Source organism: Klebsiella sp. C360 (assembly GCF_048822415.1).
Classification (GTDB): Bacteria; Pseudomonadota; Gammaproteobacteria; order Enterobacterales; family Enterobacteriaceae; genus Klebsiella; species Klebsiella quasipneumoniae.
The window spans coordinates 533,352-555,782 of the sequence record NZ_JBMEZZ010000004.1 but is presented as its reverse complement, the minus strand read 5'-3'; the positions used below and the strand labels follow the sequence as shown (position 1 = coordinate 555,782).

Annotated in this window: 26 protein-coding genes; 12 read left to right on the top strand and 14 right to left on the bottom strand. The window is 56.9% G+C overall.

Annotated features, from left to right (window positions below):
* Positions 1 to 248: 248 nt before the first annotated feature.
* Positions 249 to 1,184, top strand: a complete 936-nt coding sequence (locus ACOI7D_RS14690) for a TIGR01212 family radical SAM protein (protein WP_044524840.1) — start codon at positions 249 to 251, stop codon at positions 1,182 to 1,184.
* A 52-nt stretch (positions 1,185 to 1,236) separates the two neighbouring features.
* On the opposite strand, the gene ACOI7D_RS14685 is transcribed toward ACOI7D_RS14690, so the two are convergent.
* Together ACOI7D_RS14685 and ACOI7D_RS14680 are read right to left on the bottom strand one after the other, a co-directional pair.
* On the bottom strand, positions 1,237 to 2,520 hold the full coding sequence (locus ACOI7D_RS14685; protein WP_023291136.1) for an MFS transporter: 1,284 nt from the start codon (positions 2,518 to 2,520) through the stop codon (positions 1,237 to 1,239).
* 76 nt (positions 2,521 to 2,596) lie between these two features.
* Complete coding sequence (locus tag ACOI7D_RS14680; protein ID WP_023291135.1) at positions 2,597 to 3,613, bottom strand: Zn-dependent oxidoreductase; 1,017 nt, start codon at positions 3,611 to 3,613, stop codon at positions 2,597 to 2,599.
* Between the two features lie 297 nt (positions 3,614 to 3,910).
* Between ACOI7D_RS14680 and uxuA the strand changes: the two genes are divergently transcribed.
* From uxuA to mtgA, 4 genes are all read left to right on the top strand, one after another.
* A complete protein-coding gene (gene uxuA, locus ACOI7D_RS14675) occupies positions 3,911 to 4,975 on the top strand; it encodes a mannonate dehydratase (RefSeq protein ID WP_044524869.1) in 1,065 nt (354 codons plus the stop codon).
* Positions 4,976 to 5,123: 148 nt separating this feature from the next.
* Complete coding sequence (arcB, locus tag ACOI7D_RS14670; RefSeq protein WP_064155360.1) at positions 5,124 to 7,463, top strand: aerobic respiration two-component sensor histidine kinase ArcB; 2,340 nt, start codon at positions 5,124 to 5,126, stop codon at positions 7,461 to 7,463.
* A 233-nt stretch (positions 7,464 to 7,696) separates the two neighbouring features.
* A complete protein-coding gene (elbB, locus tag ACOI7D_RS14665) occupies positions 7,697 to 8,350 on the top strand; it encodes an isoprenoid biosynthesis glyoxalase ElbB (protein ID WP_023291132.1) in 654 nt (217 codons plus the stop codon).
* Positions 8,347 to 9,072, top strand: coding sequence for a monofunctional biosynthetic peptidoglycan transglycosylase (gene mtgA, locus ACOI7D_RS14660; RefSeq protein ID WP_023291131.1), 726 nt, complete (start codon positions 8,347 to 8,349; stop codon positions 9,070 to 9,072). The genes elbB and mtgA overlap by 4 nt, the downstream gene beginning before the upstream one ends.
* Before the next feature lie 63 nt (positions 9,073 to 9,135).
* On the opposite strand, the gene npr is transcribed toward mtgA, so the two are convergent.
* The 11 genes from npr to ACOI7D_RS14605 all read right to left on the bottom strand — a co-directional run bounded on the left by npr (position 9,136) and on the right by ACOI7D_RS14605 (position 17,032).
* Entirely contained in the window at positions 9,136 to 9,408 is a 273-nt protein-coding gene (npr, locus tag ACOI7D_RS14655) for a PTS phosphocarrier protein NPr (RefSeq protein WP_002918431.1), read from the bottom strand.
* Positions 9,405 to 10,259 carry an RNase adapter RapZ gene (rapZ, locus tag ACOI7D_RS14650; RefSeq protein ID WP_004206208.1) on the bottom strand — a complete coding sequence of 285 codons (855 nt, stop codon included), beginning with the start codon at positions 10,257 to 10,259 and terminating at the stop codon, positions 9,405 to 9,407. The genes npr and rapZ overlap by 4 nt, the downstream gene beginning before the upstream one ends.
* Before the next feature lie 45 nt (positions 10,260 to 10,304).
* The gene (gene ptsN / locus ACOI7D_RS14645) at positions 10,305 to 10,793 is read right to left on the bottom strand and encodes a PTS IIA-like nitrogen regulatory protein PtsN (protein ID WP_004144926.1); all 489 of its coding nucleotides are present in this window, start codon (positions 10,791 to 10,793) and stop codon (positions 10,305 to 10,307) included.
* Positions 10,794 to 10,863: 70 nt separating this feature from the next.
* Positions 10,864 to 11,151 carry a ribosome hibernation promoting factor gene (gene hpf / locus ACOI7D_RS14640; RefSeq protein WP_004206206.1) on the bottom strand — a complete coding sequence of 96 codons (288 nt, stop codon included), beginning with the start codon at positions 11,149 to 11,151 and terminating at the stop codon, positions 10,864 to 10,866.
* Between the two features lie 22 nt (positions 11,152 to 11,173).
* Positions 11,174 to 12,607 (bottom strand): RNA polymerase factor sigma-54, encoded by a 1,434-nt coding sequence (gene rpoN / locus ACOI7D_RS14635; RefSeq protein WP_004206204.1) that lies wholly within the window; start codon positions 12,605 to 12,607, stop codon positions 11,174 to 11,176.
* A 47-nt stretch (positions 12,608 to 12,654) separates the two neighbouring features.
* Positions 12,655 to 13,380, bottom strand: coding sequence for an LPS export ABC transporter ATP-binding protein (lptB, locus tag ACOI7D_RS14630; RefSeq protein WP_004206203.1), 726 nt, complete (start codon positions 13,378 to 13,380; stop codon positions 12,655 to 12,657).
* A gap of 6 nt (positions 13,381 to 13,386) precedes the next feature.
* Entirely contained in the window at positions 13,387 to 13,932 is a 546-nt protein-coding gene (gene lptA, locus ACOI7D_RS14625; protein ID WP_002918415.1) for a lipopolysaccharide ABC transporter substrate-binding protein LptA, read from the bottom strand.
* Positions 13,901 to 14,476 (bottom strand): LPS export ABC transporter periplasmic protein LptC, encoded by a 576-nt coding sequence (gene lptC / locus ACOI7D_RS14620; RefSeq protein WP_002918413.1) that lies wholly within the window; start codon positions 14,474 to 14,476, stop codon positions 13,901 to 13,903. Before lptC ends, lptA begins: the two co-directional genes overlap by 32 nt.
* Entirely contained in the window at positions 14,473 to 15,039 is a 567-nt protein-coding gene (kdsC, locus tag ACOI7D_RS14615) for a 3-deoxy-manno-octulosonate-8-phosphatase KdsC (RefSeq protein ID WP_023291129.1), read from the bottom strand. Before kdsC ends, lptC begins: the two co-directional genes overlap by 4 nt.
* A gap of 14 nt (positions 15,040 to 15,053) precedes the next feature.
* Positions 15,054 to 16,058, bottom strand: a complete 1,005-nt coding sequence (kdsD, locus tag ACOI7D_RS14610; RefSeq protein WP_369707981.1) for an arabinose-5-phosphate isomerase KdsD — start codon at positions 16,056 to 16,058, stop codon at positions 15,054 to 15,056.
* Positions 16,055 to 17,032 (bottom strand): calcium/sodium antiporter, encoded by a 978-nt coding sequence (locus ACOI7D_RS14605; RefSeq protein ID WP_109546870.1) that lies wholly within the window; start codon positions 17,030 to 17,032, stop codon positions 16,055 to 16,057. The genes kdsD and ACOI7D_RS14605 overlap by 4 nt, the downstream gene beginning before the upstream one ends.
* A 209-nt stretch (positions 17,033 to 17,241) precedes the next feature.
* Between ACOI7D_RS14605 and mlaF the strand changes: the two genes are divergently transcribed.
* From mlaF to murA, 7 genes are all read left to right on the top strand, one after another.
* Entirely contained in the window at positions 17,242 to 18,054 is an 813-nt protein-coding gene (gene mlaF, locus ACOI7D_RS14600) for a phospholipid ABC transporter ATP-binding protein MlaF (protein WP_004206196.1), read from the top strand.
* A 7-nt stretch (positions 18,055 to 18,061) separates the two neighbouring features.
* On the top strand, positions 18,062 to 18,844 hold the full coding sequence (mlaE, locus tag ACOI7D_RS14595) for a lipid asymmetry maintenance ABC transporter permease subunit MlaE (RefSeq protein ID WP_004150949.1): 783 nt from the start codon (positions 18,062 to 18,064) through the stop codon (positions 18,842 to 18,844).
* A gap of 4 nt (positions 18,845 to 18,848) precedes the next feature.
* Positions 18,849 to 19,400, top strand: coding sequence for an outer membrane lipid asymmetry maintenance protein MlaD (gene mlaD / locus ACOI7D_RS14590; RefSeq protein ID WP_004206195.1), 552 nt, complete (start codon positions 18,849 to 18,851; stop codon positions 19,398 to 19,400).
* A gap of 18 nt (positions 19,401 to 19,418) precedes the next feature.
* Positions 19,419 to 20,054 (top strand): phospholipid-binding protein MlaC, encoded by a 636-nt coding sequence (gene mlaC / locus ACOI7D_RS14585; protein WP_023291126.1) that lies wholly within the window; start codon positions 19,419 to 19,421, stop codon positions 20,052 to 20,054.
* Entirely contained in the window at positions 20,054 to 20,344 is a 291-nt protein-coding gene (gene mlaB, locus ACOI7D_RS14580; RefSeq protein ID WP_023291125.1) for a lipid asymmetry maintenance protein MlaB, read from the top strand. The genes mlaC and mlaB overlap by 1 nt, the downstream gene beginning before the upstream one ends.
* A 136-nt stretch (positions 20,345 to 20,480) precedes the next feature.
* Complete coding sequence (gene ibaG, locus ACOI7D_RS14575) at positions 20,481 to 20,735, top strand: BolA family iron metabolism protein IbaG (RefSeq protein WP_004144910.1); 255 nt, start codon at positions 20,481 to 20,483, stop codon at positions 20,733 to 20,735.
* 53 nt (positions 20,736 to 20,788) lie between these two features.
* A complete protein-coding gene (murA, locus tag ACOI7D_RS14570) occupies positions 20,789 to 22,048 on the top strand; it encodes a UDP-N-acetylglucosamine 1-carboxyvinyltransferase (RefSeq protein ID WP_023291124.1) in 1,260 nt (419 codons plus the stop codon).
* Positions 22,049 to 22,102: 54 nt separating this feature from the next.
* On the opposite strand, the gene sfsB is transcribed toward murA, so the two are convergent.
* Positions 22,103 to 22,375, bottom strand: coding sequence for a DNA-binding transcriptional regulator SfsB (gene sfsB, locus ACOI7D_RS14565; RefSeq protein WP_004206189.1), 273 nt, complete (start codon positions 22,373 to 22,375; stop codon positions 22,103 to 22,105).
* Positions 22,376 to 22,431 lie beyond the last annotated feature (56 nt).

The window sequence follows — 22,431 nt, the reverse complement described above, 5'->3', positions numbered from 1 at the left end:
AGCATATTTGACTGCTATAAATTTATGTGGTGGATATTAATACTGTTTTTTACCATAAAGTAGATTAGGGCCGCGCGATGATGAAATATAAGGAAAACTCATTACCCTGTGGGTGAATGAAATTGCAGTAATCATGATTGTTTATGCAATGAAGCGGGGCGCCGCGCTGACGATTGATCCAGGTCATCGCCGTCGGTGACGAAAAGTGGCAGGCTTGGCCCCCTTTGTTGAGGCCGGTCTATCAGATTATGCAGTTACAGAAATTAGTCAATATGTTTGGTGGGGATCTTCTGCGCCGCTATGGCGAAAAGGTCCATAAGCTAACGCTGCACGGCGGTTTTAGCTGCCCGAACCGCGACGGTACGCTGGGCCGTGGCGGCTGCACTTTCTGTAACGTGGCCTCGTTTGCGGATGAAGCCCAGCAGCATCGATCCATTGCCGAACAGCTCGCCCATCAGGCGCAGCTCGTTAACCGGGCAAAGCGCTATCTGGCCTATTTTCAGGCCTATACCAGCACCTTTGCTGAAGTGCAGGTGCTCCGCTCGATGTATCGCCAGGCCGTCAGCGAGGCGAATATCGTTGGCCTCTGCGTCGGCACCCGCCCGGACTGCGTGCCGGAGGCGGTTCTCGACCTGCTCAGTGAATACCACCAGCAGGGGTATGAGGTATGGCTGGAGCTGGGGCTGCAGACCGCGCATGATAAGACCCTGCATCGCATTAACCGCGGGCATGATTTCGCCTGTTACCAGCGCACCGCGCGTCTGGCGCGTGAGCGCGGACTGAAGGTTTGCGCGCATCTCATTGTCGGCCTGCCCGGGGAGTCCCAGGAGCACGGCCTCGAGACGCTGGAGCGGGTCGTGACCACCGGCGTGGATGGCATCAAGCTGCACCCGCTGCATATCGTTAAAGGCAGCATTATGGCAAAAGCATGGCAGGCCGGTCGTCTCGATGGCATCGAACTGGAGGCGTATACCGTCACCGCCGGGGAGATGATCCGCCACACCCCGCCGGAGGTGATCTACCATCGCATATCGGCCAGCGCCCGTCGGCCCACGCTGCTCGCGCCGCTGTGGTGCGAAAATCGCTGGACCGGAATGGTTGAACTGGATCGCTATCTGAATGAGCAGGGCGCTCAGGGTTCGGCGCTGGGCCGCAGCTGGGTTGCGCCCCAGGCGGTGAAATAGTCTCAGAGGATGCCCGGCGTGATGGCTGCGCCGGGCATGGTATTGCTGTCGACTATGCCTGACTGGCTTTCATTGTCACGCGTGGCGTTTTGATCACGAACAGTACCAGCAGGGCGCCGAGCGCGGCGATAGTGCCGGCGAGGACAAAGGCGCTGTCGAATTTACCGGTAGACTGTACGATATAGCCGGTGACAATCGGCCCCACGATGCCGGAGACGCTGCCGATAAGGTGGATAAAGCCGCTGGTGCCGCCGACGCGGGATTTATGCACCACGTCCTGGATAATCGCCCAGTAGATCGCGCCGGTGACATAGAGGAAAAAGATGGAGACCGACATCAGCAGAACGGCAGGAACGACGCTGCTGACGGTACCGGCAAGCCCCACACAGATGGCGGCCATCAGCAGACATACCACCAGCACAATTTTGCGCGACAGCAGCAGGCGTCCGGTGAGTTTAAAAATTTTATCGGAAATATACCCTCCCAGCGCCAGGCCGACAAAGCCGACTATCCATGGGATCATGGTGGTGAGGCTCATCTGTTTAATATCCAGATGGTGCTGCTGAACCAGATAGGACGGGAACCAGCTGAGGAAGAAAAACAAAATATAGTTGTAGCAGAAGAACGCAAAGGCCGTTACCAGAATAATAGGCTGCTTGAGATAATAACCCAGTGAGTGAGCGGTTTGATTTTCTACGGTTTCCAGGGCGTCCTCCTCTTGCTTCATTTTATTAATGAGCATGAGCTCTTCCTGACTGACATGCTTATGTTTGTCAGGCGAGTTGGCGGCAATAAAAAACCACACGACCATCCACACAATACCGATGGCGAAAATAATCATAAACGCCGGGCGCCAGCCGAATGCGAGAGCCAGATAACCGACGATGGGGCCGGCAACCGCGCCGCCCAGCGGAGAGCCGGCGCTGAGCAGCCCTACGGCGGTAGCCGCTTGCTTCTTAGGAAACCAGCCGTTGATCATCTTGTTCGCCGACGCGCAAATCGGGCCTTCAGCCATCCCGAAGAGGACGCGCAGCATCAGCATGGAATAAAAGCCGGTGGCAAAGGCGGTTAAGCCGCAAAATAGCGACCACATCCCCACCGCCAGCCCCAGGACCAGCGTTGCGCCAAACTTATCCACGGCCAGACCGCCAATAAAATTAAATACCGCGTAGCCGAAGAAAAAACTGCCGAAAATAATACCAAACTGTTCGGCGTTGAGCGCCAGATCCTTTTCAATCATCGGTACCGTAATGGATAACGCCACCCGGTCCAGATAATTAATCATATATACTAAAAATAATAACAGGACGATAATCCAGCGGATATTTTTTCCCATGATGACACCGTGATGAGTATGTTATTGAGCTCTGGCGCGACGGATATCAATATTCACGTCGCCCGTTATTTAGCATTTACCCCAGCTGCAGCAATACCTTGCAGCAGGTTTTCCGATCGTTGGCAAAAATCTCCATAGCCTCTTTTACCTGCTCCAGCGGCATGCAGTGGGTGATTAACGCCTCAGGCTGGATAAGGCCTTTCTCCATCCAGTCGATGACCAGCGGAAAACGTCCGCTGTTCAGCCGGGAGGAGAAAATGGAGATCTCTTTACTGGTGATGCTTTGCTGGGTGAGGGTGGACGCCTCGCCGGAGAAGCCGAGTATGCCGATGCGTGCGGCGGGAGAGGCGAGGAGAATGGCCTCCTGAAGGATCGCTGGGTGGCAGGCGGCATCGATGACCAGCGTGGGGGCTATCTGCCGCTGCGCCAGCTGTTCCGCCAGCGGCTGGTGAGTGTTATCCAGCGTCAGATCGGCGCCATTGTCCCGCGCCATCTGCAGACGTTCGGCAATGCGGTCCACGACGATCACCTGCTTAACGCCATACACCCCCTTCAGCGCCTGGATCACCGTCAGACCCATCGGACCTGCGCCGTAGATCAGGGCGATATCCTGCGCCATGGGCTGCAGCTGGGCGGTAATGTTTGCCGCAATGGTAAAAGGCTCAACCATCGTCGCCTGACGATCGCTGATGGCTTCCGGAATGCGCCAGGCGTTTTTTGCCGGCACGCAGGCGTAGTCGCTGAATCCGCCGTCGCGGTGAACCCCGATGACCTGGAGCTGCGCACAGACATTCGGCCGCCCCACCGAGCAGGGATAACACTGGCCGCAGCTGACGACAGGGTCGACCGCGACGCGCTCGCCGATGCGTGCCGGAGAGACCTGTTCGCCGACGGCATCGATGATGCCGAAGAATTCATGGCCGATCACGCGGGGATATTTCGCGAAGGGGTTATGGCCCTGATAGATATGCACATCGGAACCGCAGATCCCGGCAAAGGCGATTTTCACCCGGACTTCGTGGGCGCCCGGAGCGGGAACCGGACGTGATTCGATGTTCAGTTGGCCTGGCTCTTTGACAACGACGCTTCTCATTTCTGTTCCTTCCCTTGTCTGTTTTCTGAACAAATATCGTGACTTTTATTACCATACAAGTATGCAATTGATCATAACTAGCTCTGGATCACATTTGGCGAAGGTCGTCAGAAAAAGCCCGGCAATGATTAATCTATTGAAATAAATTGAGAAAAATTATGAATGTAGCGAAAGCGACCTCACCGGCGAGCCGGTCAGCAGGAATGTGATCGCCATCACGACAGTTAAGGCTCAATCAATTATGATTACTGGTATGGTAGTAGGGTGAAATTAAACTATGTTGAGCAGGTGATGACGATGCAGATGACAATGCGCTGGTTTGGACCAGAGGAAGATAAGGTTTCATTAGAGCATATACGCCAGGTCCCCGGCGTGGAGGGGGTGGTCGGCGCGCTCTATGACGTCGCGGTGGGCGAGGTATGGCCGGAGGATAAAATTGAGCGTCTGGTCAGCCAGGCCCATGCCGCAGGCCTGAAAATGGAGGTAATAGAGAGCGTCAACATCCATGACGACATCAAAATCGGCCTCCCTTCTCGTGACCGCTATATTGCCAACTATCAGCAGACCATTCGCCACCTTGCCCGCTTCGGCGTCAAAGTCATCTGCTATAACTTCATGCCGGTGTTCGACTGGATGAAGACGGATATGAACTACGTCCTGCCGGATGGCTCGTTGACGATGGCTTTTGAGAAGAAAGATATCGATAAGCGGCTGGAAGACGTGGTGAAGGAGGTGCTTGAGAATTCAAACGGCTTCGCGTTGCCGGGCTGGGAGCCGGAACGGCTGGCGGAAGTGCAGACCCTGTTTGCCAAATATAGCGCGGTGGATGACCATAAGCTGCGGGAGAACCTGGTCTATTTTCTGCGGGCGGTGATCCCGGTTTGCGAAGAGGTGGGCGTGAAAATGGCGATCCACCCTGACGATCCGCCGTACTCGATATTTGGCCTGCCGCGGGTGGTCAAAAACCGCGACGATCTGGACTGGATCTGCCGGGCTGTCGATTCACCCGCCAACGGCATCACCCTCTGCACCGGCTCGATTGCCGAAGATCCGGATAACGACGTATACGCTATTCTGGCTGAGTTTACCCGCCGCAAGCGGATCCATTTTGCCCACGTCCGCAATATTAAACTGATGCAGGATAAAGACTTTTACGAGTGCGCCCATCCGTCAGAATACGGCTCCCTGGATATGTACAAGGTGATGCAAGCGTTGCACGACAACGGCTTCGACGGCTATATACGTCCGGATCATGGCCGCTTTATCTGGGGAGAGACCGGACGCCCGGGCTATGGTTTATACGATCGCGCACTCGGGGTGACCTACCTCAAAGGTCTCTGGGAGGCGCTAAGCAAGCGCTAACCCCTTCCTGACCATGCCTCTTTTTCGCGGCTGGTTCGCCTCGGCGGCCAGCCGTCATATCGGCTCCTTCCCGCATTTTTTGCACAACTTACAGCGCATTGCTCAGAATTGAGTATTATTGTGCGGAGTTGTCGTGAAGGAATCCCCTATGAAGCAAATTCGTATGCTGGCGCAGTATTATGTCGACCTGATGATGAAGCTGGGTCTGGTCCGCTTTTCAATGCTGTTGGCACTTGCGCTGGTGGTGCTGGCCATCGTGGTACAGATGGCGGTCACCATGGTGCTGCATGGCCAGGTTGAAAGCATCGACGTTATCCGCTCTATCTTCTTCGGTCTGCTGATCACCCCGTGGGCGGTCTATTTTCTCTCGGTGGTGGTGGAGCAGCTTGAAGAGTCCCGCCAGCGTCTTTCGCGGCTGGTGGAGAAACTGGAGGAGATGCGTGAGCGAGATCTGAAGCTGAACGTGCAGCTGAAAGACAATATCGCGCAGTTGAATCAGGAGATTGGCGAACGTGAAAAGGCGGAAGCCGAGCGTGAGACCACCCTCGAGCAGCTGAAGATCGAGATGAAAGAGCGTGAAGAGACGCAGATCCAGCTCGAACAGCAATCCTCCTTTCTGCGCTCTTTCCTCGATGCCTCCCCGGACCTGGTCTTCTACCGCAATGAGGATAAAGAGTTTTCCGGCTGTAACCGGGCGATGGAGCTGCTGACCGGCAAAAGCGAGAAACAGCTGATCCACCTCAAACCGCAGGATGTCTATAGCGAAGAGGCGGCGGAAAAGGTGCTGGAAACCGATGAGAAGGTGTTCCGCCACAATGTATCGCTGACCTATGAGCAGTGGCTGGACTATCCCGATGGCCGTAAAGCGTGCTTCGAAATCCGCAAGGTCCCGTACTACGATCGCGTCGGTAAGCGTCGTGGTCTGATGGGCTTCGGACGCGATATCACCGAACGAAAACGCTATCAGGACGCCCTCGAACGCGCCAGCCGGGATAAAACCACCTTCATCTCCACCATCAGCCATGAGCTGCGTACCCCGCTGAACGGGATTGTCGGGCTGAGCCGAATTTTGCTGGATACCGAACTGACCAGCGAGCAGGAAAAATACCTGAAAACCATCCATGTCTCAGCGGTGACGCTGGGGAATATCTTCAATGATATTATCGACATGGATAAAATGGAGCGCCGTAAGGTACAGCTCGATAACCAGCCGGTGGACTTCACCAGCTTCCTTGCCGACCTGGAAAACCTTTCCGGTCTGCAGGCGCAGCAGAAGGGACTGCGCTTTGTGCTGGAGCCGAGCCTGCCGCTGCCGCACAAGGTGATCACCGATGGCACCCGCCTGCGGCAAATCCTGTGGAATCTTATCAGCAACGCCGTGAAGTTTACCCCACAGGGCGGAGGGGTGAACGTCCGCGTGCGCTATGACGAAGGCGATATCCTGCACTTCGAAGTGGAAGACTCCGGGATTGGTATTCCTGAAGCGGAGCAGGACAAAATATTCGCCATGTATTACCAGGTCAAAGACAGCCACGGCGGCAAACCCGCCACCGGCACCGGGATTGGCCTCGCCGTATCGCGTCGCCTGGCGCGCAATATGGGCGGCGATATCAGCGTCACCAGCCAGCCGGGTAAAGGGGCGACCTTTACGCTCACCGTCCATGCGCCTGCCATTGCGGAAGAAGTGGAAGATACGCTGGCGGAAGACGACATGCCATTACCGGCGCTCAACGTCCTGCTGGTGGAAGATATTGAGCTCAACGTCATTGTGGCGCGCTCGGTGCTGGAAAAGCTGGGCAACAGCGTGGATGTCGCGATGACCGGCAAAGCCGCGCTGGAGATGTTTGAGCCTGGCGAGTACGACCTGGTGCTGCTGGATATCCAGCTGCCGGATATGACGGGACTGGATATTTCTCGTCAGCTAAAACAGAATTTTGCCGCGGATGAGCTGCCGCCGCTGGTGGCCCTGACCGCCAACGTGCTGAAGAATAAGAAAGAGTATCTGGATGCCGGCATGGACGATGTGCTGAGCAAGCCGCTATCGGTGCCTGCACTGACAGCCATGATTAAAAAATTCTGGGATGCGCCGGAAGAGGAGGCGCAGGAAGCGCCGGCGACCGATCGGCATAAAGCCGATGCGGTGCTGGATACCGATATGCTTGAGCAATATATCGAACTGGTGGGACCGAAGCTTATCAACGATGGCCTCGCGGTGTTTGAGAAGATGATGCCGGGCTATATGTCCGTCCTTGAGTCTAATCTCACCGCCCGGGATCAAAAAGGGATCGTCGAAGAGGGGCATAAGATCAAAGGGGCTGCGGGCTCTATTGGCCTGCGCCACATCCAGCAGCTGGGTCAGCAGATCCAGACGCCGGACCTGCCTGCCTGGTCTGATAATGTCGCTGAATGGGTTGAAGAGATGAAATCCGAGTGGCAAAACGACGTGGCGGTTCTGAAGGCGTGGGTGGCGAAGGCCGGGAAAAAATGACCCCGGACAGACCGGGGTGCGCGAATACTGCGCCAACACCAGGGAACTGGTGGTTGAGCCAGTGTGATTTGAGTGATGTTGTTACGTGGCGCAACCTGAGAAGTGGATTGCTCGCTCATTAAGATAGCAAAGCTTAACTAATTTGTTACATGAATCAGTAAAATATGTGAAGCATAGCGAGTAAATCGACATTTTCGACTGGTTTCAGCGAGTTGCATGGAGGAGCGAAGGCGATGAAAAAAATTGGTGTGGTACTGAGCGGCTGCGGCGTGTACGACGGCAGTGAAATTCATGAGGCAGTGATTACCCTGCTGGCGATCGCGCGCAACGGCGCGCAGGCGGTCTGCTTTGCGCCCGATAAACCGCAGCGCGACGTCATCAACCATCTGACGGGCGAACCGTTGACCGAGCAACGCAACGTGCTGGTTGAAGCGGCGCGCATCGCCCGCGGCGACATCCTGCCGCTGGCGCAGGCGCGTGAGGAGACGCTGGACGCGCTGATCGTCCCCGGCGGCTTCGGCGCGGCGAAAAACTTAAGCAGCTTCGCCGCCGAGGGCAGCGAATGCGAGGTGGACCGCGACCTGCGGGCCCTGACGCTGGCGATGCATCAGGCCGGCAAGCCGCTGGGCTTTATGTGCATCGCTCCGGCGCTGCTGCCGAAGATCTTTGCGTTTCCGCTGCGAATGACTATCGGGACCGATCTCGACACCGCCGATGTGGTGGAGGAGATGGGGGCGGAGCATGTGCCTTGCCCGGTCGACGACATCGTGGTGGATGAAGAGAACAAAGTGGTTACCACTCCGGCGTATATGCTGGCGGAGAATATTGCGCAAGCCGCTACCGGGATCGAAAAACTGGTCGCCCGCGTGCTGGCGCTGAGCGCATGAAGCTCCGCATTGCGCCCTTCGCGCTGCTTAAACGACTGGCGCTGCGTCTGCTGCTGATCGCCGCCGTCTTCTGGGGCGGGGGGATCGCGCTGTTTAGCGTGCTGCCGGTGCCCTTTTCGGCGGTCATGCTTGAGCGGCAGGTTAGCGCCTGGCTGTCCGGAGATGTCCACTATCTGGCGCACTCCGACTGGGTCGCCATGGATAACATCTCCCCGTGGATGGGGCTGGCGGTGATTGCCGCCGAAGATCAGAAGTTCCCGGAACACTGGGGGTTTGACGTCCCGGCGATAGAAAAGGCGCTGGCGCACAATGAGCGTCACGATACCCGCATTCGCGGCGCATCAACGCTGTCGCAGCAGACGGCGAAAAACCTGTTTCTGTGGGATGGACGTAGCTGGCTGCGCAAGGGGCTGGAAGCCGGGTTGACCGTCGGCATGGAAACCGTGTGGAGTAAAAAGCGGATCCTGACCGTCTACCTGAATATTGCCGAGTTTGGCGATGGGATTTTTGGCGTGGAAGCGGCCGCCCAGCGCTATTTTCATAAGCCCGCCAGCCAGTTGACGCCGGGGGAAGCGGCTCTGCTGGCCGCGGTGCTGCCAAACCCGATCCGCTATCGCGCCGACGCGCCTTCGGGCTATGTGCGCAACCGCCAGGCCTGGATCTTACGTCAGATGCGACAGCTGGGTGGGGAAGGGTTCATGCGTGAGCATAAGCTCTATTAGGGGGTTAATCCGGCGCCGGGGCTGGTACAGTCGCCAGTCGTCCGTCGCCGGGAAGCATCACGTTTAATCTTCGTCAAACCCGGCATTAAACAGGGCAATCACCGCGGCGAGGGCTTCCACTTCCTGCGGACCACTGGCCTCCACCTCTATCTGCCGTCCTTTCGCCGAGTCCAGCATCAGCAGGGCAATGACGCTGTTGGCTTCCGCCTCCGTGCCTTCATCGTTGCGCAGCAACACCTCGGCATCGAAATTCTGCATTAGTTCGAACAGCTTCATCGCCGGGCGGGCGTGCATGCCCAGCTTATTGGTGATTTCAACGGTCTGCTTTACGGTCATGATTTACGTTTTTCCAGCGTCCGATGACGAGACTGTACGTTTTTGCCGCGCGAGCGGAAGTAGTCAGCCAGTTGTTCAGCAATATAAACCGAACGATGTTTACCGCCGGTACAGCCAATGGCCACCGTCAGATAGCTGCGATTGTTGGTCTCCAGCATCGGTAACCATAGCTCAAGATAGCTCCGGGTCTGGTAAATAAAGTTGTGCACTTCGGTGTGCCGATCGAGGAAGGCGGCCACCGGTTTATCCAGACCGGTCATAGGACGCAGCTTCGGATCCCAGTGCGGGTTTGGCAGAAAGCGCACGTCAAAGACGTAATCGGCATCGATCGGGATACCGTGCTTAAAGCCGAAGGATTCGAAGACCATGGTCAGTTCGCGTTCACGTTTACCCAGCAGCCGGGTGCGCAACATTTCCGCCAGCTCGTGAACCGACATCTCCGAGGTATCGACAATCAGGTCGGCCCGCGAGCGCAGGGGCTCCAGCAGATCGCTCTCTTCGTCGATGGCGCTTTCCAGCGACAAATTCTTGCTCGACAGCGGATGCAGGCGACGGGTGTCGCTGTATCGACGGATCAGCGTGTTGCGATCGGCATCGAGAAACAGCAGCTGCGGCGAAAAGCACTCCGGCAGGTTTTTCATGGCCTGCTCGAAGATCTCCGGTGATTCCGGCATGTTCCGCACGTCGATGCTGACGGCCGCCGAAATATTGCGGTCAGCCAGCGACCGTGCCAGATCGGGCAGCAGCACGACCGGCAGGTTATCCACGCAGTAAAAGCCCATATCTTCCAGCGCTCGCAGAGCGACGGATTTACCCGAGCCCGAGCGGCCGCTGACGATCATCAGTACCATGTACCGTTTCTCCTCAGTACGATAAAGGATAAGGTGCGACTGCCGTTATGCGTCATCGCTGCTTCCTGCTTCGGTGATGATCTCATACAACTCTTCATCGCTCTGCGCCGCGCGCAGGCGACGACAAATCGCTTTGTCGGCCAGCCGTTTGGCCACCAGGGAGAGCGTATGCAGGTGGGTTTTTGTCTGATCGGCCGGCACCAGCAGCGCGAACAGCAGGTCGACAGGCTGATTGTCGATCGCGTCGAAGGCGATGGGGGTTTCCAGCTGGACAAAAACGCCGACAGCACGCAGCGTATCCTCTTCCAGTTTTCCGTGGGGAATGGCGATACCATTGCCAATCCCGGTACTGCCCATTTTTTCGCGGGTGAGGATCGCTTCGAACACCACCTGCGGCGGCAAACTTAACTGTTTGGCGGCCAGTTCGCTAATGATTTCCAAAGCACGCTTCTTGCTCTGGCAGTGAACCTGGCTACGGGTACATTCCTGGTTCAGGACGTTGCTCAGTTGTAGAGCCGAATCGTTGTTCATCATAATTTCACCTGAGCGCCCCCGCGCCCGTCGCCGATGTTAACTGACGGCGGACGCAGGGGGGCCCGGACAATTAGTGTTGTTTTAGTTTATCTTTATGCTTCGTTAACTGCCTTGCCAGCTTGTCGATAAGACCATCGACAGCCGCATACATATCCTGCCCTTCCGCACTGGCATGGATTTCGCCACCGTTGACATGCAGATTCGCGTCCGCAATTTGCGTCACTTTCTCTACTTTTAACACAATATAGACCTGATTGATCCGGTCGAAAAATTGTTCCAGCTTGCTGAACTTCGCCGTGACGAAGTCGCGCATCGCGGGAGTGATCTCGACGTTGTGTCCTGTAATGTTGAGCTGCATAGTGTCTTCCTTATCGGTTGTGTCAGACCAGTTGTTTACGCTGGTTTGACGGCGGGATGGATAAAGACTCTCTGTACTTCGCGACAGTGCGGCGCGCGACCATGATACCCTGCTCGGACAACATGGAGGTGAGCTTACTGTCGCTCAACGGCTTCGCGGGGTTTTCCGCGGCGATGAGTTTCTTCACCAGCGCGCGAATCGCCGTCGACGAGGCTTCGCCGCCGCCTTCGGTATTAACATGGCTGGAGAAGAAATACTTCAGTTCAAAAATACCGCGCGGACTGTGCAGATATTTTTGCGTGGTGACACGGGAAATTGTCGATTCATGCATCTCGACGGCCTGGGCGATATCGGCCAGCACCATCGGCTTCATATACTCTTCACCCTGTTCGAAAAAAGCCTGCTGCTGTTCTACGATGCAGCGGCTGACGCGAAGCAGGGTATCGTTGCGGCTTTCAAGACTTTTGATCAGCCAGCGGGCTTCCTGAAGATTGCTGCGAATGAACTGGCCGTCGGCGTCATTGCGGGCGCTGTTGCCCATTGCCGCATACTGCTGATTAATTTTCAGCCGTGGAATGCTGTCGGCGTTGAGCTCCACGGTCCAGCGGCCGCTGACCTTGCGCACCAGCACGTCGGGAATGACATATTCCGGTTCGCTGGTTTGAATGGACTGGCCAGGACGGGGATCCAGGGACTGGATCAGATTTACCGCCTCTTTCAGCACCTCTTCTTTCAGGCGGGTCACCCGCATCAGGGTGCGGAAATCATGGTTGGCCAGAAGATCGAGATGATCGCTGATAATCAGCCGGGCCTCTTCCAGCCATGGCGTCTCTTTGGCGAACTGCGAGAGCTGGATCAGCAGGCAGTCGCGCAGATCTTTCGCCGCGACGCCAACCGGATCGAAACGCTGGATGCGCTTCAGGACGGCTTCCACTTCTTCGAGGCCGATCTCCTCATCGCCGATGCTGTCGACGATATCTTCAATCTGAACGGTGAGGTAGCCCGTATCGTCGACGGCGTCGACAATGGAGGTGGCGATGGCGCGGTCGGTATCGGTGAAGGGCGTCAGCTCGACCTGCCACATCAGGTAATCCTGCAGCGTCTGGGTAGTCTCGCCTTGATAAACGGGGAGTTCGTCGTCCTGATAGTCCACGCCGTTGCCTGACGGCGTACCGGCGGTATAGATTTCATCCCAGCTGGCATCGAGAGGAAGCTCGTCGGGCATCTCTTTTTGCTCAAGCGCGTCGACGGTATCGAGAGACTCGCGGTCCTCCACCTCTTTCGCCTCTACCTCGTCGTGAAGATCGGTTTGCTCAAGCAACGGGTTACTTTCCAGCGCTTGCTGGAGCTCTTGCTGGAGTTCTAACGTGGACAACTGCAGCAAACGAATCGCCTGCTGCAGCTGCGGCGTCATGGCAAGCTGTTGGCTAAGCCTTAATTGCAAACCTTGCTTCATGTTCAGGGTAAATATCTCCGGCTAAAACGTCTGTAACCTCTACCCTATCAGAGTCTGAAGTCTTCCCCAAGATACACGCGCTTAACCTGCTCATCTTCGAGGATCTGCTGCGGTGTACCATGAGCGATAAGGTGTCCCTGACTGACAATATACGCGCGTTCGCAGACGGCGAGCGTCTCTCTGACGTTATGATCGGTAATCAGTACGCCGAGGCCGCTGTCGCGCAAATGCTCAATGATGCGTTTGATATCGATAACCGAGATCGGATCCACGCCGGCAAAGGGTTCATCCAGAAGAATAAATTTCGGGTTTGCCGCCAGCGCGCGAGCGATTTCGACGCGGCGGCGTTCGCCACCGGAGAGCGCCTGACCGAGGCTGTCGCGCAGGTGCTCAATATGAAACTCTTCCATCAGCTCTTTGGCGCGATCTTCCCGCTGTTCGCTGCTCAAATCGTCACGGATCTGCAGGACCGCCATCAGGTTGTCATAGACGCTCAGGCGACGGAAAATCGAGGCTTCCTGCGGCAGATAGCCGATCCCCCGGCGCGCGCGCGCGTGCAGTGGCAGCAGGCTGATGTCTTCGTCATCAATGATGATATTGCCCGCGTCGCGCGGCACAATCCCGACCACCATGTAGAAGGTGGTGGTTTTACCGGCGCCGTTGGGGCCGAGCAAGCCGACAATCTCCCCCGAGTTAACGGTGAGACTGACATCTTCCACCACGCGGCGGCCTTTATACGCTTTAGCGAGATTCTTCGCAGTTAAGGTTGCCATAACGGATTAGTTACTCTTCTTTTGCTGGTTGCCGCTTTTGTCCTGCAGCTCGGACGGCACCAGAACGGTGGTGACGCGTCGACCTTTGTCGCTGAAGGCCTGCATTTTTTGCTCTTTCACCAGATAGGTGATCTTGTCGCCCTTGATGTTGCTGTCGAGCTGTTCAAGGTACGCGTTGCCGGTCAGCACGACGTAATCGTTCTGCAGCTCATAGCGCATTTTCGACGCCCGGCCTTTTACCGGTTTGCCGTTATCCTGCATCTGGTAGAAGGTGGCCGGGTTACCGAAACCTTCGATCACCTCTTTGCCTTTTTCATTGCCCGGACGGGTGACTACCACTTTATCAGCGTTAATCTTGATCGTCCCCTGAGTGACGACCACGTTACCGGTGAAGGTGACGACGTTGCCCTGCATATCCAGCGACTGCTGATCGGATTCGATATGGATTGGCTGATCGGTATCGCCCGTCTTGGCGAGGGCCGGCAGGCTGGCGGCCAGTAACGCGCCGGCGAGCGCAATCTTAAGGCTGAGTTTGTTTGTTCTGAATTTCATAAGAGGTTCTCACCTTTTCAATCAGCTCGGCATTTTTGCTGCGAAGGTTTCCACGCATTTTCAGGCCGCTGGAATTAAATGTGGTGCCGTATAACGTCACCATGTCATCGGAGGTAACGTCCTGCGTTACCAGATTTATCTGGGCGTTATCCGTCGTAATTTTGCGCAGTTGAGAGTCTGGCGCGAGCGCATTCACCTCAACGTGCCCGTAAAGATAGAGCATCCGGTCATTTGTCAGCTTCGCTTTATCAGCCCTGACTGACCAGGTCGGCACCTTATTGGTATCAAAGGTGGTCATCACCGGTTTGGTAAACCAGGAGACCTCCTGATCGGAAAAATACTCCACGTGCTCGGCGATCAGCCGATAGCTCAGGGCGCCTTCCGGACTGTACACCACGGTGTCAGTGTGTTCGCTTTTATACGTCGGGTCGTTGGGATTGACCTCCGGCTGGGCCGTGTCGTCCGTATTCGCCAGATTCAGGCCGATGAGGATCAGCGCAAGCAGCGACAGTAAAATGATAACCCAACGTCTGGTTTTACTCATATTGATTGCCCTTTGGCCTCATCCAGCTTGCCCTGCGCCAATAGTAACAAATCGCAGACTTCGCGTACCGCGCCGCGTCCGCCATTAATCCGGGTGATGTAATCGGCGCGCGGCAGCAGCAGCGGATGCGCATCCGCGACGGCGACGCTGAGGCCCACTTCGGCCATCACCGGCCAGTCAATCAGATCGTCGCCGATGTAGGCGACTTCCTCTGGCCGCACGCTCAGTTTGTCAATGAGATCGCGGAACGCCAGCAGCTTGTCCGACTGCCCCTGATACAAATGCGTAATGCCCAGCGTCTGACAGCGATCTTCTACCAGTTTAGCTTTTCGTCCGGTAATAATCGCCACTTCAATGCCAGAGGTCAGCGCGCAGCGGATACCATAGCCATCGCGGACGTTGAACGCTTTCAGCTCCTCGCCGTGATTACCCATATAGATAAGCCCGTCGGATAATACACCGTCGACATCGAGGATCAGTAGACGGATCTTAGCCGCGCGATCGAGAAACGTCTGGCTTACCGGCCCATAGCAGGTCGCTAACTGAGCATCAGCATTATTCATTATTTTTTCCTTACTTACACTACGCCCGCGCGCAGGAGATCGTGCATATGTACCACACCCAGCAGATGGTCGCCATCGGCAACCAGCACGCAGGTGATATGACGGGATTGCATCAGGTTTAGCGCATCCACCGCCAGGGTGCCGGGACGGATGCGGATCCCTCCCCGGGTCATGACGTCGGCAATGCTGGCATCGCGCATATCGACGCCGGTGTCGAAGACCCGGCGCAGGTCACCGTCGGTAAAGATACCGATGATGTTCATGTCGTCATCGCAGATAGCGGTCATACCTAAATTTTTACGAGTGATTTCCAGCAGCGCATCGCGCAGGGTGGCCTGCAGGCCGACGTGCGGGATCTCATCACCGGTATGCATAATATCATTGACGCGCAGCAACAGCTTACGACCGAGTGCGCCGCCCGGATGCGAGAGAGCGAAATCCTCAGCGGTAAAGCCGCGAGCCTCCAGCAGGGCGACGGCGAGGGCATCGCCCATCACCAGCGCGGCGGTGGTGCTGGAGGTGGGGGCCAGCCCTAATGGACAAGCCTCTTTCGGCACTTTCACGCACAGATGGATATCCGCCGCGCGCGCCATGCTGCTTTCAGGCCGGCTGGTGATGCAGATAAGCTTCACCTGCTGGCGTTTCAGGACCGGGATCAGCGCGAGGATTTCGTTCGATTCGCCGGAGTTCGACAGCGCAATCACCACGTCCTGCGGCGTAACCATGCCCAAATCGCCGTGCGCGGCTTCGCCAGGGTGGACAAAAAATGCCGACGTGCCGGTACTGGCGAAGGTTGCCGCCATCTTGCGGCCAATATGGCCGGATTTGCCCATCCCCATCACCACGACTTTCCCGCCGCAGCGGAAAATCGTTTCGCAGGCGCGGGTGAAATCTTCATTTATATATTGATCGAGCTGGGCCAGACCTTCACGTTCAATTTCCAGCACCTGACGGCCGGCCTGTTGAAAGTCAAAATCCGTGGGCAAATCTATTTGCGACATGATGTTATCCCGAGTCATTCAACGAAGAGCGGCGCTGTCCAGAACAGCATCGCCAACCAAACCACAAAACCACCGACCAGCAGCACGCCAACCAGTCGTCCCGGCTGCTGCCTACGGCGCCAGCACAGCACCGCGAAGATCAGGCTGACCAGCAACATCACGCCATAGTCGCGGGTAAAGGCTTCCGCCGCAAAGGCTCCCGGCGCGATCAGCGCCGGCAAACCCAGCACCAGCGCAATATTGAGGATATTCGCGCCGATGATATTGCCGATGGCAATGTCATCTTCCCCTTTGCGCGCGCCGGCGATGGCGGTGGCCAGCTCCGGCAGGCTGGTGCCTATCGCCACTACCGTCAGGCCGACGGTTAGTTCGCTGATGGCAAAATAATTTGCCAGCACCGTGCTGTTATCCACCACCATGCGGGTGGCCATCGGCATGACGATCATCGCCACCCCTAACCACAGCAGAGCGACCGGCAGCGACCCTTCACGCGGCAGTTCCGCCAGCTGTTCGCGGGTCAGGCTATCGCTTCCCTGGCGTTCCGCCAGACGGGCGATCTTGATGGTGAACAGCAGCCATAGCAGCGCCAGCGCCAGTAAAAACAGGCCGTCGAGACGGGACAGTTGACCATCATAGAGCACCAGCCCCGCCAGCACGCTGACCAGCAACATTAGCGGTAATTCGCGGCGCAGAATATCAGAATGCACGGTAAATGGCCTGAGTAAGGCAGCCAGACCGAGGATCAGGAGAATATTGGTGATATTGGAGCCGAGCGCGGTGCCCACCGCCAGATCGGTCTGCCCATGCAGCGAGGCCGCGGTGGAAACCATGATCTCCGGCAGGCTGGTGCCAATACTCACCACCGTCATACCGATGATCAGCGGCGGGATCCCCAACATGCGACAAAGGATGGAGGCGGCATAGACCAGACGATCGGCGCTGTAGACAACCAGCAATAAACCAATAATTAACAGAGCCGTCGCTAAGAGCATCTAAAGTCCTTTCTTCAGGTATAATCGTCGCCTCGCTGGGTTATCCCTACGCAGCGTAACGAATTCTTAATTTTGACTTTATGCGTGCCAAAAGTAAAACAAATGCCAGCTTTCGCTAACCTGTGCAGGTAAGATTCTGTAAAAATGTTGTGATTGTGGCGTAAGAAAGGGCGATGCTTGCCCATCAGGTGCTTAGTAAGGATGATTTTATGAGCCAAACTCAGGCGAATTTAGTTGAAGTGCGCGGTATCCGCTTTTCTCGCGGCGATCGCGTGATCTTCGACGACATCTCGCTGTCGGTGCCGCGCGGTAAAATTACTGCGATTATGGGACCTTCGGGGATCGGCAAGACTACCCTGTTACGCCTGATCGGCGGACAGATCCCGCCGGACAGGGGAGAGATCCTGTTCGATGGCGAGAACGTGCCGCAGATGACCCGTTCACGTCTGTACACGGTGCGTAAGCGGATGAGCATGCTGTTCCAGTCCGGGGCGCTGTTTACCGACCTCAATGTTTTTGACAACGTCGCCTACCCGCTGCGCGAACATACGCATCTGCCGCCTGCGCTGCTGCATACGACGGTGATGATGAAGCTGGAGGCGGTGGGGCTGCGCGGTGCGGCGAAGTTAATGCCCTCTGAGCTTTCCGGCGGCATGGCGCGCCGCGCCGCCCTGGCGAGGGCCATCGCCCTGGAGCCGGATCTCATTATGTTCGACGAACCGTTCGTCGGGCAGGATCCCATCACCATGGGCGTGCTGGTGAAGCTGATTTCTGAACTCAACAGCACGCTGGGCGTCACCTGCATCGTGGTTTCGCACGATGTGCCTGAGGTGCTGAGCATCGCGGACTATGCGTATATCGTGGCGGATAAAAAGATTGTCGCCCACGGCAGCGCCCAGTCGCTACGGGAGAATGCCGACCCTCGGGTTCGTCAGTTCATTGATGGTATTGCCGACGGTCCGGTGCCGTTCCGTTATCCGGCTGGCGACTATCACCATGATTTATTAGGCATAGGGAGTTGAGCGACTGATGCTGTTTAATGCGCTGGCCGCGCTAGGCCATCGCGGTATTAAAACCACCGCGACCTTTGGACGCGCCGGATTAATGCTGTTTAACGCCGTTGTCGGCAAACCAGAGTTTCGCAAGCACGCGCCGCTGCTGGTTCGTCAACTCTACAACGTCGGCGTTCTGTCGATGCTGATTATCATTGTATCGGGCCTGTTTATCGGTATGGTGCTCGGGCTGCAGGGTTATCTGGTCTTAACCACCTACAGCGCAGAGACCAGTCTTGGCATGCTGGTGGCGCTGTCGCTGCTGCGCGAGCTGGGGCCGGTGGTCGCCGCGCTGCTGTTTGCCGGTCGCGCCGGGTCGGCGCTGACCGCCGAGATTGGCCTGATGCGGGCCACGGAACAGCTCTCCAGTATGGAGATGATGGCGGTGGATCCGCTGCGCCGCGTCATTTCTCCCCGTTTCTGGGCCGGCGTCATTTCGCTGCCGCTGCTGACGATTATCTTCGTCGCGGTGGGGATCTGGGGTGGCGCGCTGGTGGGCGTGAGCTGGAAGGGCATTGACGGTGGTTTTTTCTGGACCGCGATGCAAAATGCCGTCGACTGGCGAATGGATCTGGTGAACTGCCTGATTAAGAGCCTGGTATTCGCCATTACGGTAACCTGGATTGCGTTATTCAATGGTTATGACGCTATCCCCACTTCCGCCGGGATTAGCCGGGCGACTACGCGCACCGTGGTGCATGCGTCGCTGGCGGTTCTGGGGCTGGATTTTGTGCTGACTGCGCTGATGTTTGGGAATTGAGTTCATGCAAACGAAAAAAAATGAAATCTGGGTAGGGGTGTTCTTACTGGTGGCGCTGCTGGCGGCGCTGTTTGTCTGCCTGAAGGCGGCAAACGTCACCTCGTTACGTACCGAGCCGACTTACCGTCTTTACGCGACCTTCGATAATATCGGCGGCCTGAAAGCGCGCTCGCCGGTGCGCATCGGCGGTGTGGTTGTTGGCCGCGTGGCGGACATCACCCTCGACCCGAAAACCTATCTGCCGCGCGTGGAGCTCGATATTGATGAGCGCTACAACCATATCCCCGATACCAGTTCGCTGGCGATCCGCACCTCTGGCCTGCTGGGCGAGCAGTATCTGGCGCTGAACGTCGGTTTTGAAGACCCGGACCTCGGGACGACTATCCTTAAAGACGGCGGTACTATCCAGGACACCAAGTCCGCCATGGTGCTGGAAGATCTGATTGGTCAGTTCCTTTATAACAGCAAGGGCGGCGACAATCAGAATTCTGGCAATGATAAGGCCGAGGCAGAAGGTCATACTGACGCGACGCCGGCAGCCGGCACGACGCATTAATTTCAGGAGAAATACGATATGTTTAAACGCTTACTCATGGTCGCCATGCTGGTGATTGCCCCGCTGACCGCGGTCCAGGCGGCAGACCAGTCCAATCCGTATAAGCTGATGAATGAAGCGGCGCAGAAAACCTTCGATCGCCTGAAGAATGAACAGCCGAAGATCAAGGCCAACCCTAACTATCTGCGCGACATCGTCGACCAGGAGCTTCTGCCGTATGTGCAGGTGAAGTATGCCGGCGCGCTGGTGCTGGGCCGCTATTACAAAGAAGCCACCCCGGCGCAGCGTGAAGCCTATTTTGCCGCCTTCCGTGAATACCTGAAGCAGGCCTATGGCCAGGCGCTGGCCATGTACCACGGTCAGACCTACCAGATTGCCCCGGAACAGCCGCTGGGCAGCGCGACCATCATTCCGATCCGCGTCACCATCCTCGACCCGAATGGCCGTCCGCCGGTACGTCTCGACTTCCAGTGGCGTAAAAACACCCAGACCGGCAACTGGCAGGCCTACGATATGATCGCGGAAGGGGTCAGCATGATCACCACCAAACAAAATGAGTGGAGCGATCTGCTGCGTACCAAGGGCGTTGATGGCCTGACCGCGCAGCTGAAAGCGATCTCCGCTCAGCCGATCACCCTGGAACAGAAAAAATAATGAGCGGGCAGCTGAGCTGGACTCGTGATGGCGAGACGCTGGCGCTGCACGGAGAGCTGGATCAGGATCTGCTGGTCCCGCTCTGGGAGGCACGCGCCCAGGCGACGGCGGGGACAGCGATCATCGATCTCAGCCAGACCACGCGCGTGGACACGGCGGGCCTGGCGCTGTTAGTGCATTTTGTCGCGCTGATTCGCCGCCAGGGCCGGGAAGCGCAGCTGATCGGCAAGAGCGAAAATCTGCAAACGCTGGTCGGTCTTTACAACCTGCCTGCCGATATGATCCCATAATCTTTTCAGTGCCTTAGCGCTGAAGCTATTCCGAAAGCCCCGGCAATCTTTTCGCCGGGGCTTTTTGCTTGTTTAAGACCGCGCCACTTTCCTCTAAGATGTTGGGCTGTTTTCACTATCAGATAAATTTGAGCCCATGGAAAATCATGAAATTCAGACCGTGCTGATGAACGCACTCCCCCTCCAGGAAGTCCACGTCTCTGGCGATGGCAGCCACTTTCAGGTTATTGCTGTGGGCGAGATGTTCGATGGCATGAGTCGGGTTAAAAAGCAGCAGAGCGTCTACGCGCCGCTGATGGAATATATTGCTGACAACCGCATCCATGCGCTGTCGATCAAGGCCTTTACTCCGCAGGAGTGGGCGCGAGACCGCAAACTAAATGGCTTCTAAGCTGTGGGGGATCCCCTGCAGCGTATGTGAATTTTTAATAGAGAACAGAATCAATGGATAAATTCCGTGTTCAGGGGCCGACTCGCCTTCAGGGCGAAGTCACCATCTCCGGTGCAAAAAACGCCGCCCTGCCAATCCTCTTTTCCGCGCTGCTTGCCGAAGAGCCGGTAGAGATCCAGAACGTACCTAAGCTGAAAGACATCGATACCACCATGAAGCTGCTGAGTCAGCTGGGCGCGAAGGTAGAGCGCAATGGTTCGGTGTGGATTGACGCCGGCCCGGTCGATGTATTCTGTGCTCCGTACGATCTGGTGAAAACCATGCGCGCCTCCATCTGGGCGCTGGGCCCGCTGGTGGCGCGTTTCGGTCAGGGACAAGTCTCTCTGCCTGGCGGCTGCGCCATCGGCGCGCGTCCGGTCGATCTGCATATTAGCGGGCTGGAACAGCTGGGCGCCGAGATCAAACTGGAAGAAGGTTATGTTAAAGCCTCGGTCAATGGTCGTCTGAAAGGCGCGCATATCGTGATGGATAAAGTGAGCGTCGGCGCCACCGTCACTATCATGAGCGCAGCGACCCTCGCCGAGGGGACGACGATTATCGAAAACGCCGCTCGCGAGCCGGAGATCGTCGATACCGCGAACTTCCTTAACGCGCTGGGCGCAAAAATCAGCGGCCAGGGCACCGATCGCATCACCATCGAAGGCGTGCAGCGTCTGGGCGGCGGCGTTTACCGCGTGCTGCCGGACCGTATTGAAACCGGGACCTTCCTGGTTGCCGCAGCCATTTCCGGCGGCAAGATCCTCTGCCGTCACGCGCAACCAGATACCCTGGACGCCGTACTGGCGAAGCTGCGCGACGCCGGAGCCGACATCGAAACGGGCGAAGACTGGATCAGCCTTGATATGCACGGCAACCGTCCGAAAGCGGTTAACGTGCGTACCGCGCCGCATCCGGGCTTCCCGACCGATATGCAGGCCCAGTTCACGCTGCTCAACCTGGTCGCGGAAGGGACCGGCGTGATCACCGAAACGATCTTTGAAAACCGCTTTATGCACATTCCGGAACTGATCCGTATGGGCGCCCACGCGGAGATCGAGAGCAATACCGCGATCTGTCACGGCGTGGAGCAGCTTTCGGGCGCGCAGGTGATGGCGACCGATTTGCGTGCCTCGGCGAGCCTCGTGCTGGCAGGTTGTATCGCTGAGGGAACCACCATCGTCGATCGCATCTATCATATCGATCGTGGCTATGAGCGTATCGAAGATAAACTGCAGGCGCTGGGTGCCAATATTCAGCGCGTGAAAGGCGAGTAACCGCATCCTGTCAGGGCCCGGGCGTCTATCCCGGGTCCTTGTCGAACAATCACATCACTTGTCCATCTTCTTTTGACGCATCATCTGCGTTCTGTCGATAAACTCATGCGTTACCGGATCATGGTAGCGTGACGGCCAGATGACCCACGGCTGTGTATCCAGCGCCGTGGCGATGATTAATTCGCCTTTCGGCCAGGGGCGGGTCAGGGCGTTCGCCAGCGTTGAAGAACTCAGACCGTGCCGTCGCGACTCTGCCGCCAGCGATGTTCCCCGTTTACGTAATCCCGCAACAATATCTGCGGGATGCCAGTCGATGAACTTATCCATAAATTCTCCTGGTGATAAAGATCCTGATCGGCCCATATGGGCGACGGGGACACTAT

Excerpts from the sequence above, each read along its gene's own strand:
- ACOI7D_RS14680 (WP_023291135.1), bottom strand. The coding sequence starts at position 3,613 with ATGAGAAGCGTCGTTGTCAAAGAGCCAGGCCAACTGAACATCGAATCA.
- lptA (WP_002918415.1), bottom strand. The coding sequence starts at position 13,932 with ATGAAATTCAGAACAAACAAACTCAGCCTTAAGATTGCGCTCGCCGGC.
- sfsB (WP_004206189.1), bottom strand. The coding sequence starts at position 22,375 with ATGGATAAGTTCATCGACTGGCATCCCGCAGATATTGTTGCGGGATTA.
- kdsC (WP_023291129.1), bottom strand. The coding sequence starts at position 15,039 with ATGAATAATGCTGATGCTCAGTTAGCGACCTGCTATGGGCCGGTAAGC.
- murA (WP_023291124.1), top strand. The coding sequence starts at position 20,789 with ATGGATAAATTCCGTGTTCAGGGGCCGACTCGCCTTCAGGGCGAAGTC.
- ACOI7D_RS14605 (WP_109546870.1), bottom strand. The coding sequence starts at position 17,032 with ATGCTCTTAGCGACGGCTCTGTTAATTATTGGTTTATTGCTGGTTGTC.
- uxuA (WP_044524869.1), top strand. The coding sequence starts at position 3,911 with ATGCAGATGACAATGCGCTGGTTTGGACCAGAGGAAGATAAGGTTTCA.
- mlaD (WP_004206195.1), top strand. The coding sequence starts at position 18,849 with ATGCAAACGAAAAAAAATGAAATCTGGGTAGGGGTGTTCTTACTGGTG.
- ACOI7D_RS14690 (WP_044524840.1), top strand. The coding sequence starts at position 249 with ATGCAGTTACAGAAATTAGTCAATATGTTTGGTGGGGATCTTCTGCGC.
- hpf (WP_004206206.1), bottom strand. The coding sequence starts at position 11,151 with ATGCAGCTCAACATTACAGGACACAACGTCGAGATCACTCCCGCGATG.
- mlaB (WP_023291125.1), top strand. The coding sequence starts at position 20,054 with ATGAGCGGGCAGCTGAGCTGGACTCGTGATGGCGAGACGCTGGCGCTG.
- arcB (WP_064155360.1), top strand. The coding sequence starts at position 5,124 with ATGAAGCAAATTCGTATGCTGGCGCAGTATTATGTCGACCTGATGATG.
- elbB (WP_023291132.1), top strand. The coding sequence starts at position 7,697 with ATGAAAAAAATTGGTGTGGTACTGAGCGGCTGCGGCGTGTACGACGGC.
- ACOI7D_RS14685 (WP_023291136.1), bottom strand. The coding sequence starts at position 2,520 with ATGGGAAAAAATATCCGCTGGATTATCGTCCTGTTATTATTTTTAGTA.
- ibaG (WP_004144910.1), top strand. The coding sequence starts at position 20,481 with ATGGAAAATCATGAAATTCAGACCGTGCTGATGAACGCACTCCCCCTC.
- rapZ (WP_004206208.1), bottom strand. The coding sequence starts at position 10,259 with ATGGTACTGATGATCGTCAGCGGCCGCTCGGGCTCGGGTAAATCCGTC.
- ptsN (WP_004144926.1), bottom strand. The coding sequence starts at position 10,793 with ATGATGAACAACGATTCGGCTCTACAACTGAGCAACGTCCTGAACCAG.
- mlaC (WP_023291126.1), top strand. The coding sequence starts at position 19,419 with ATGTTTAAACGCTTACTCATGGTCGCCATGCTGGTGATTGCCCCGCTG.
- lptC (WP_002918413.1), bottom strand. The coding sequence starts at position 14,476 with ATGAGTAAAACCAGACGTTGGGTTATCATTTTACTGTCGCTGCTTGCG.
- npr (WP_002918431.1), bottom strand. The coding sequence starts at position 9,408 with ATGACCGTAAAGCAGACCGTTGAAATCACCAATAAGCTGGGCATGCAC.
- mlaF (WP_004206196.1), top strand. The coding sequence starts at position 17,242 with ATGAGCCAAACTCAGGCGAATTTAGTTGAAGTGCGCGGTATCCGCTTT.
- lptB (WP_004206203.1), bottom strand. The coding sequence starts at position 13,380 with ATGGCAACCTTAACTGCGAAGAATCTCGCTAAAGCGTATAAAGGCCGC.
- rpoN (WP_004206204.1), bottom strand. The coding sequence starts at position 12,607 with ATGAAGCAAGGTTTGCAATTAAGGCTTAGCCAACAGCTTGCCATGACG.
- mlaE (WP_004150949.1), top strand. The coding sequence starts at position 18,062 with ATGCTGTTTAATGCGCTGGCCGCGCTAGGCCATCGCGGTATTAAAACC.
- mtgA (WP_023291131.1), top strand. The coding sequence starts at position 8,347 with ATGAAGCTCCGCATTGCGCCCTTCGCGCTGCTTAAACGACTGGCGCTG.
- kdsD (WP_369707981.1), bottom strand. The coding sequence starts at position 16,058 with ATGACTCGGGATAACATCATGTCGCAAATAGATTTGCCCACGGATTTT.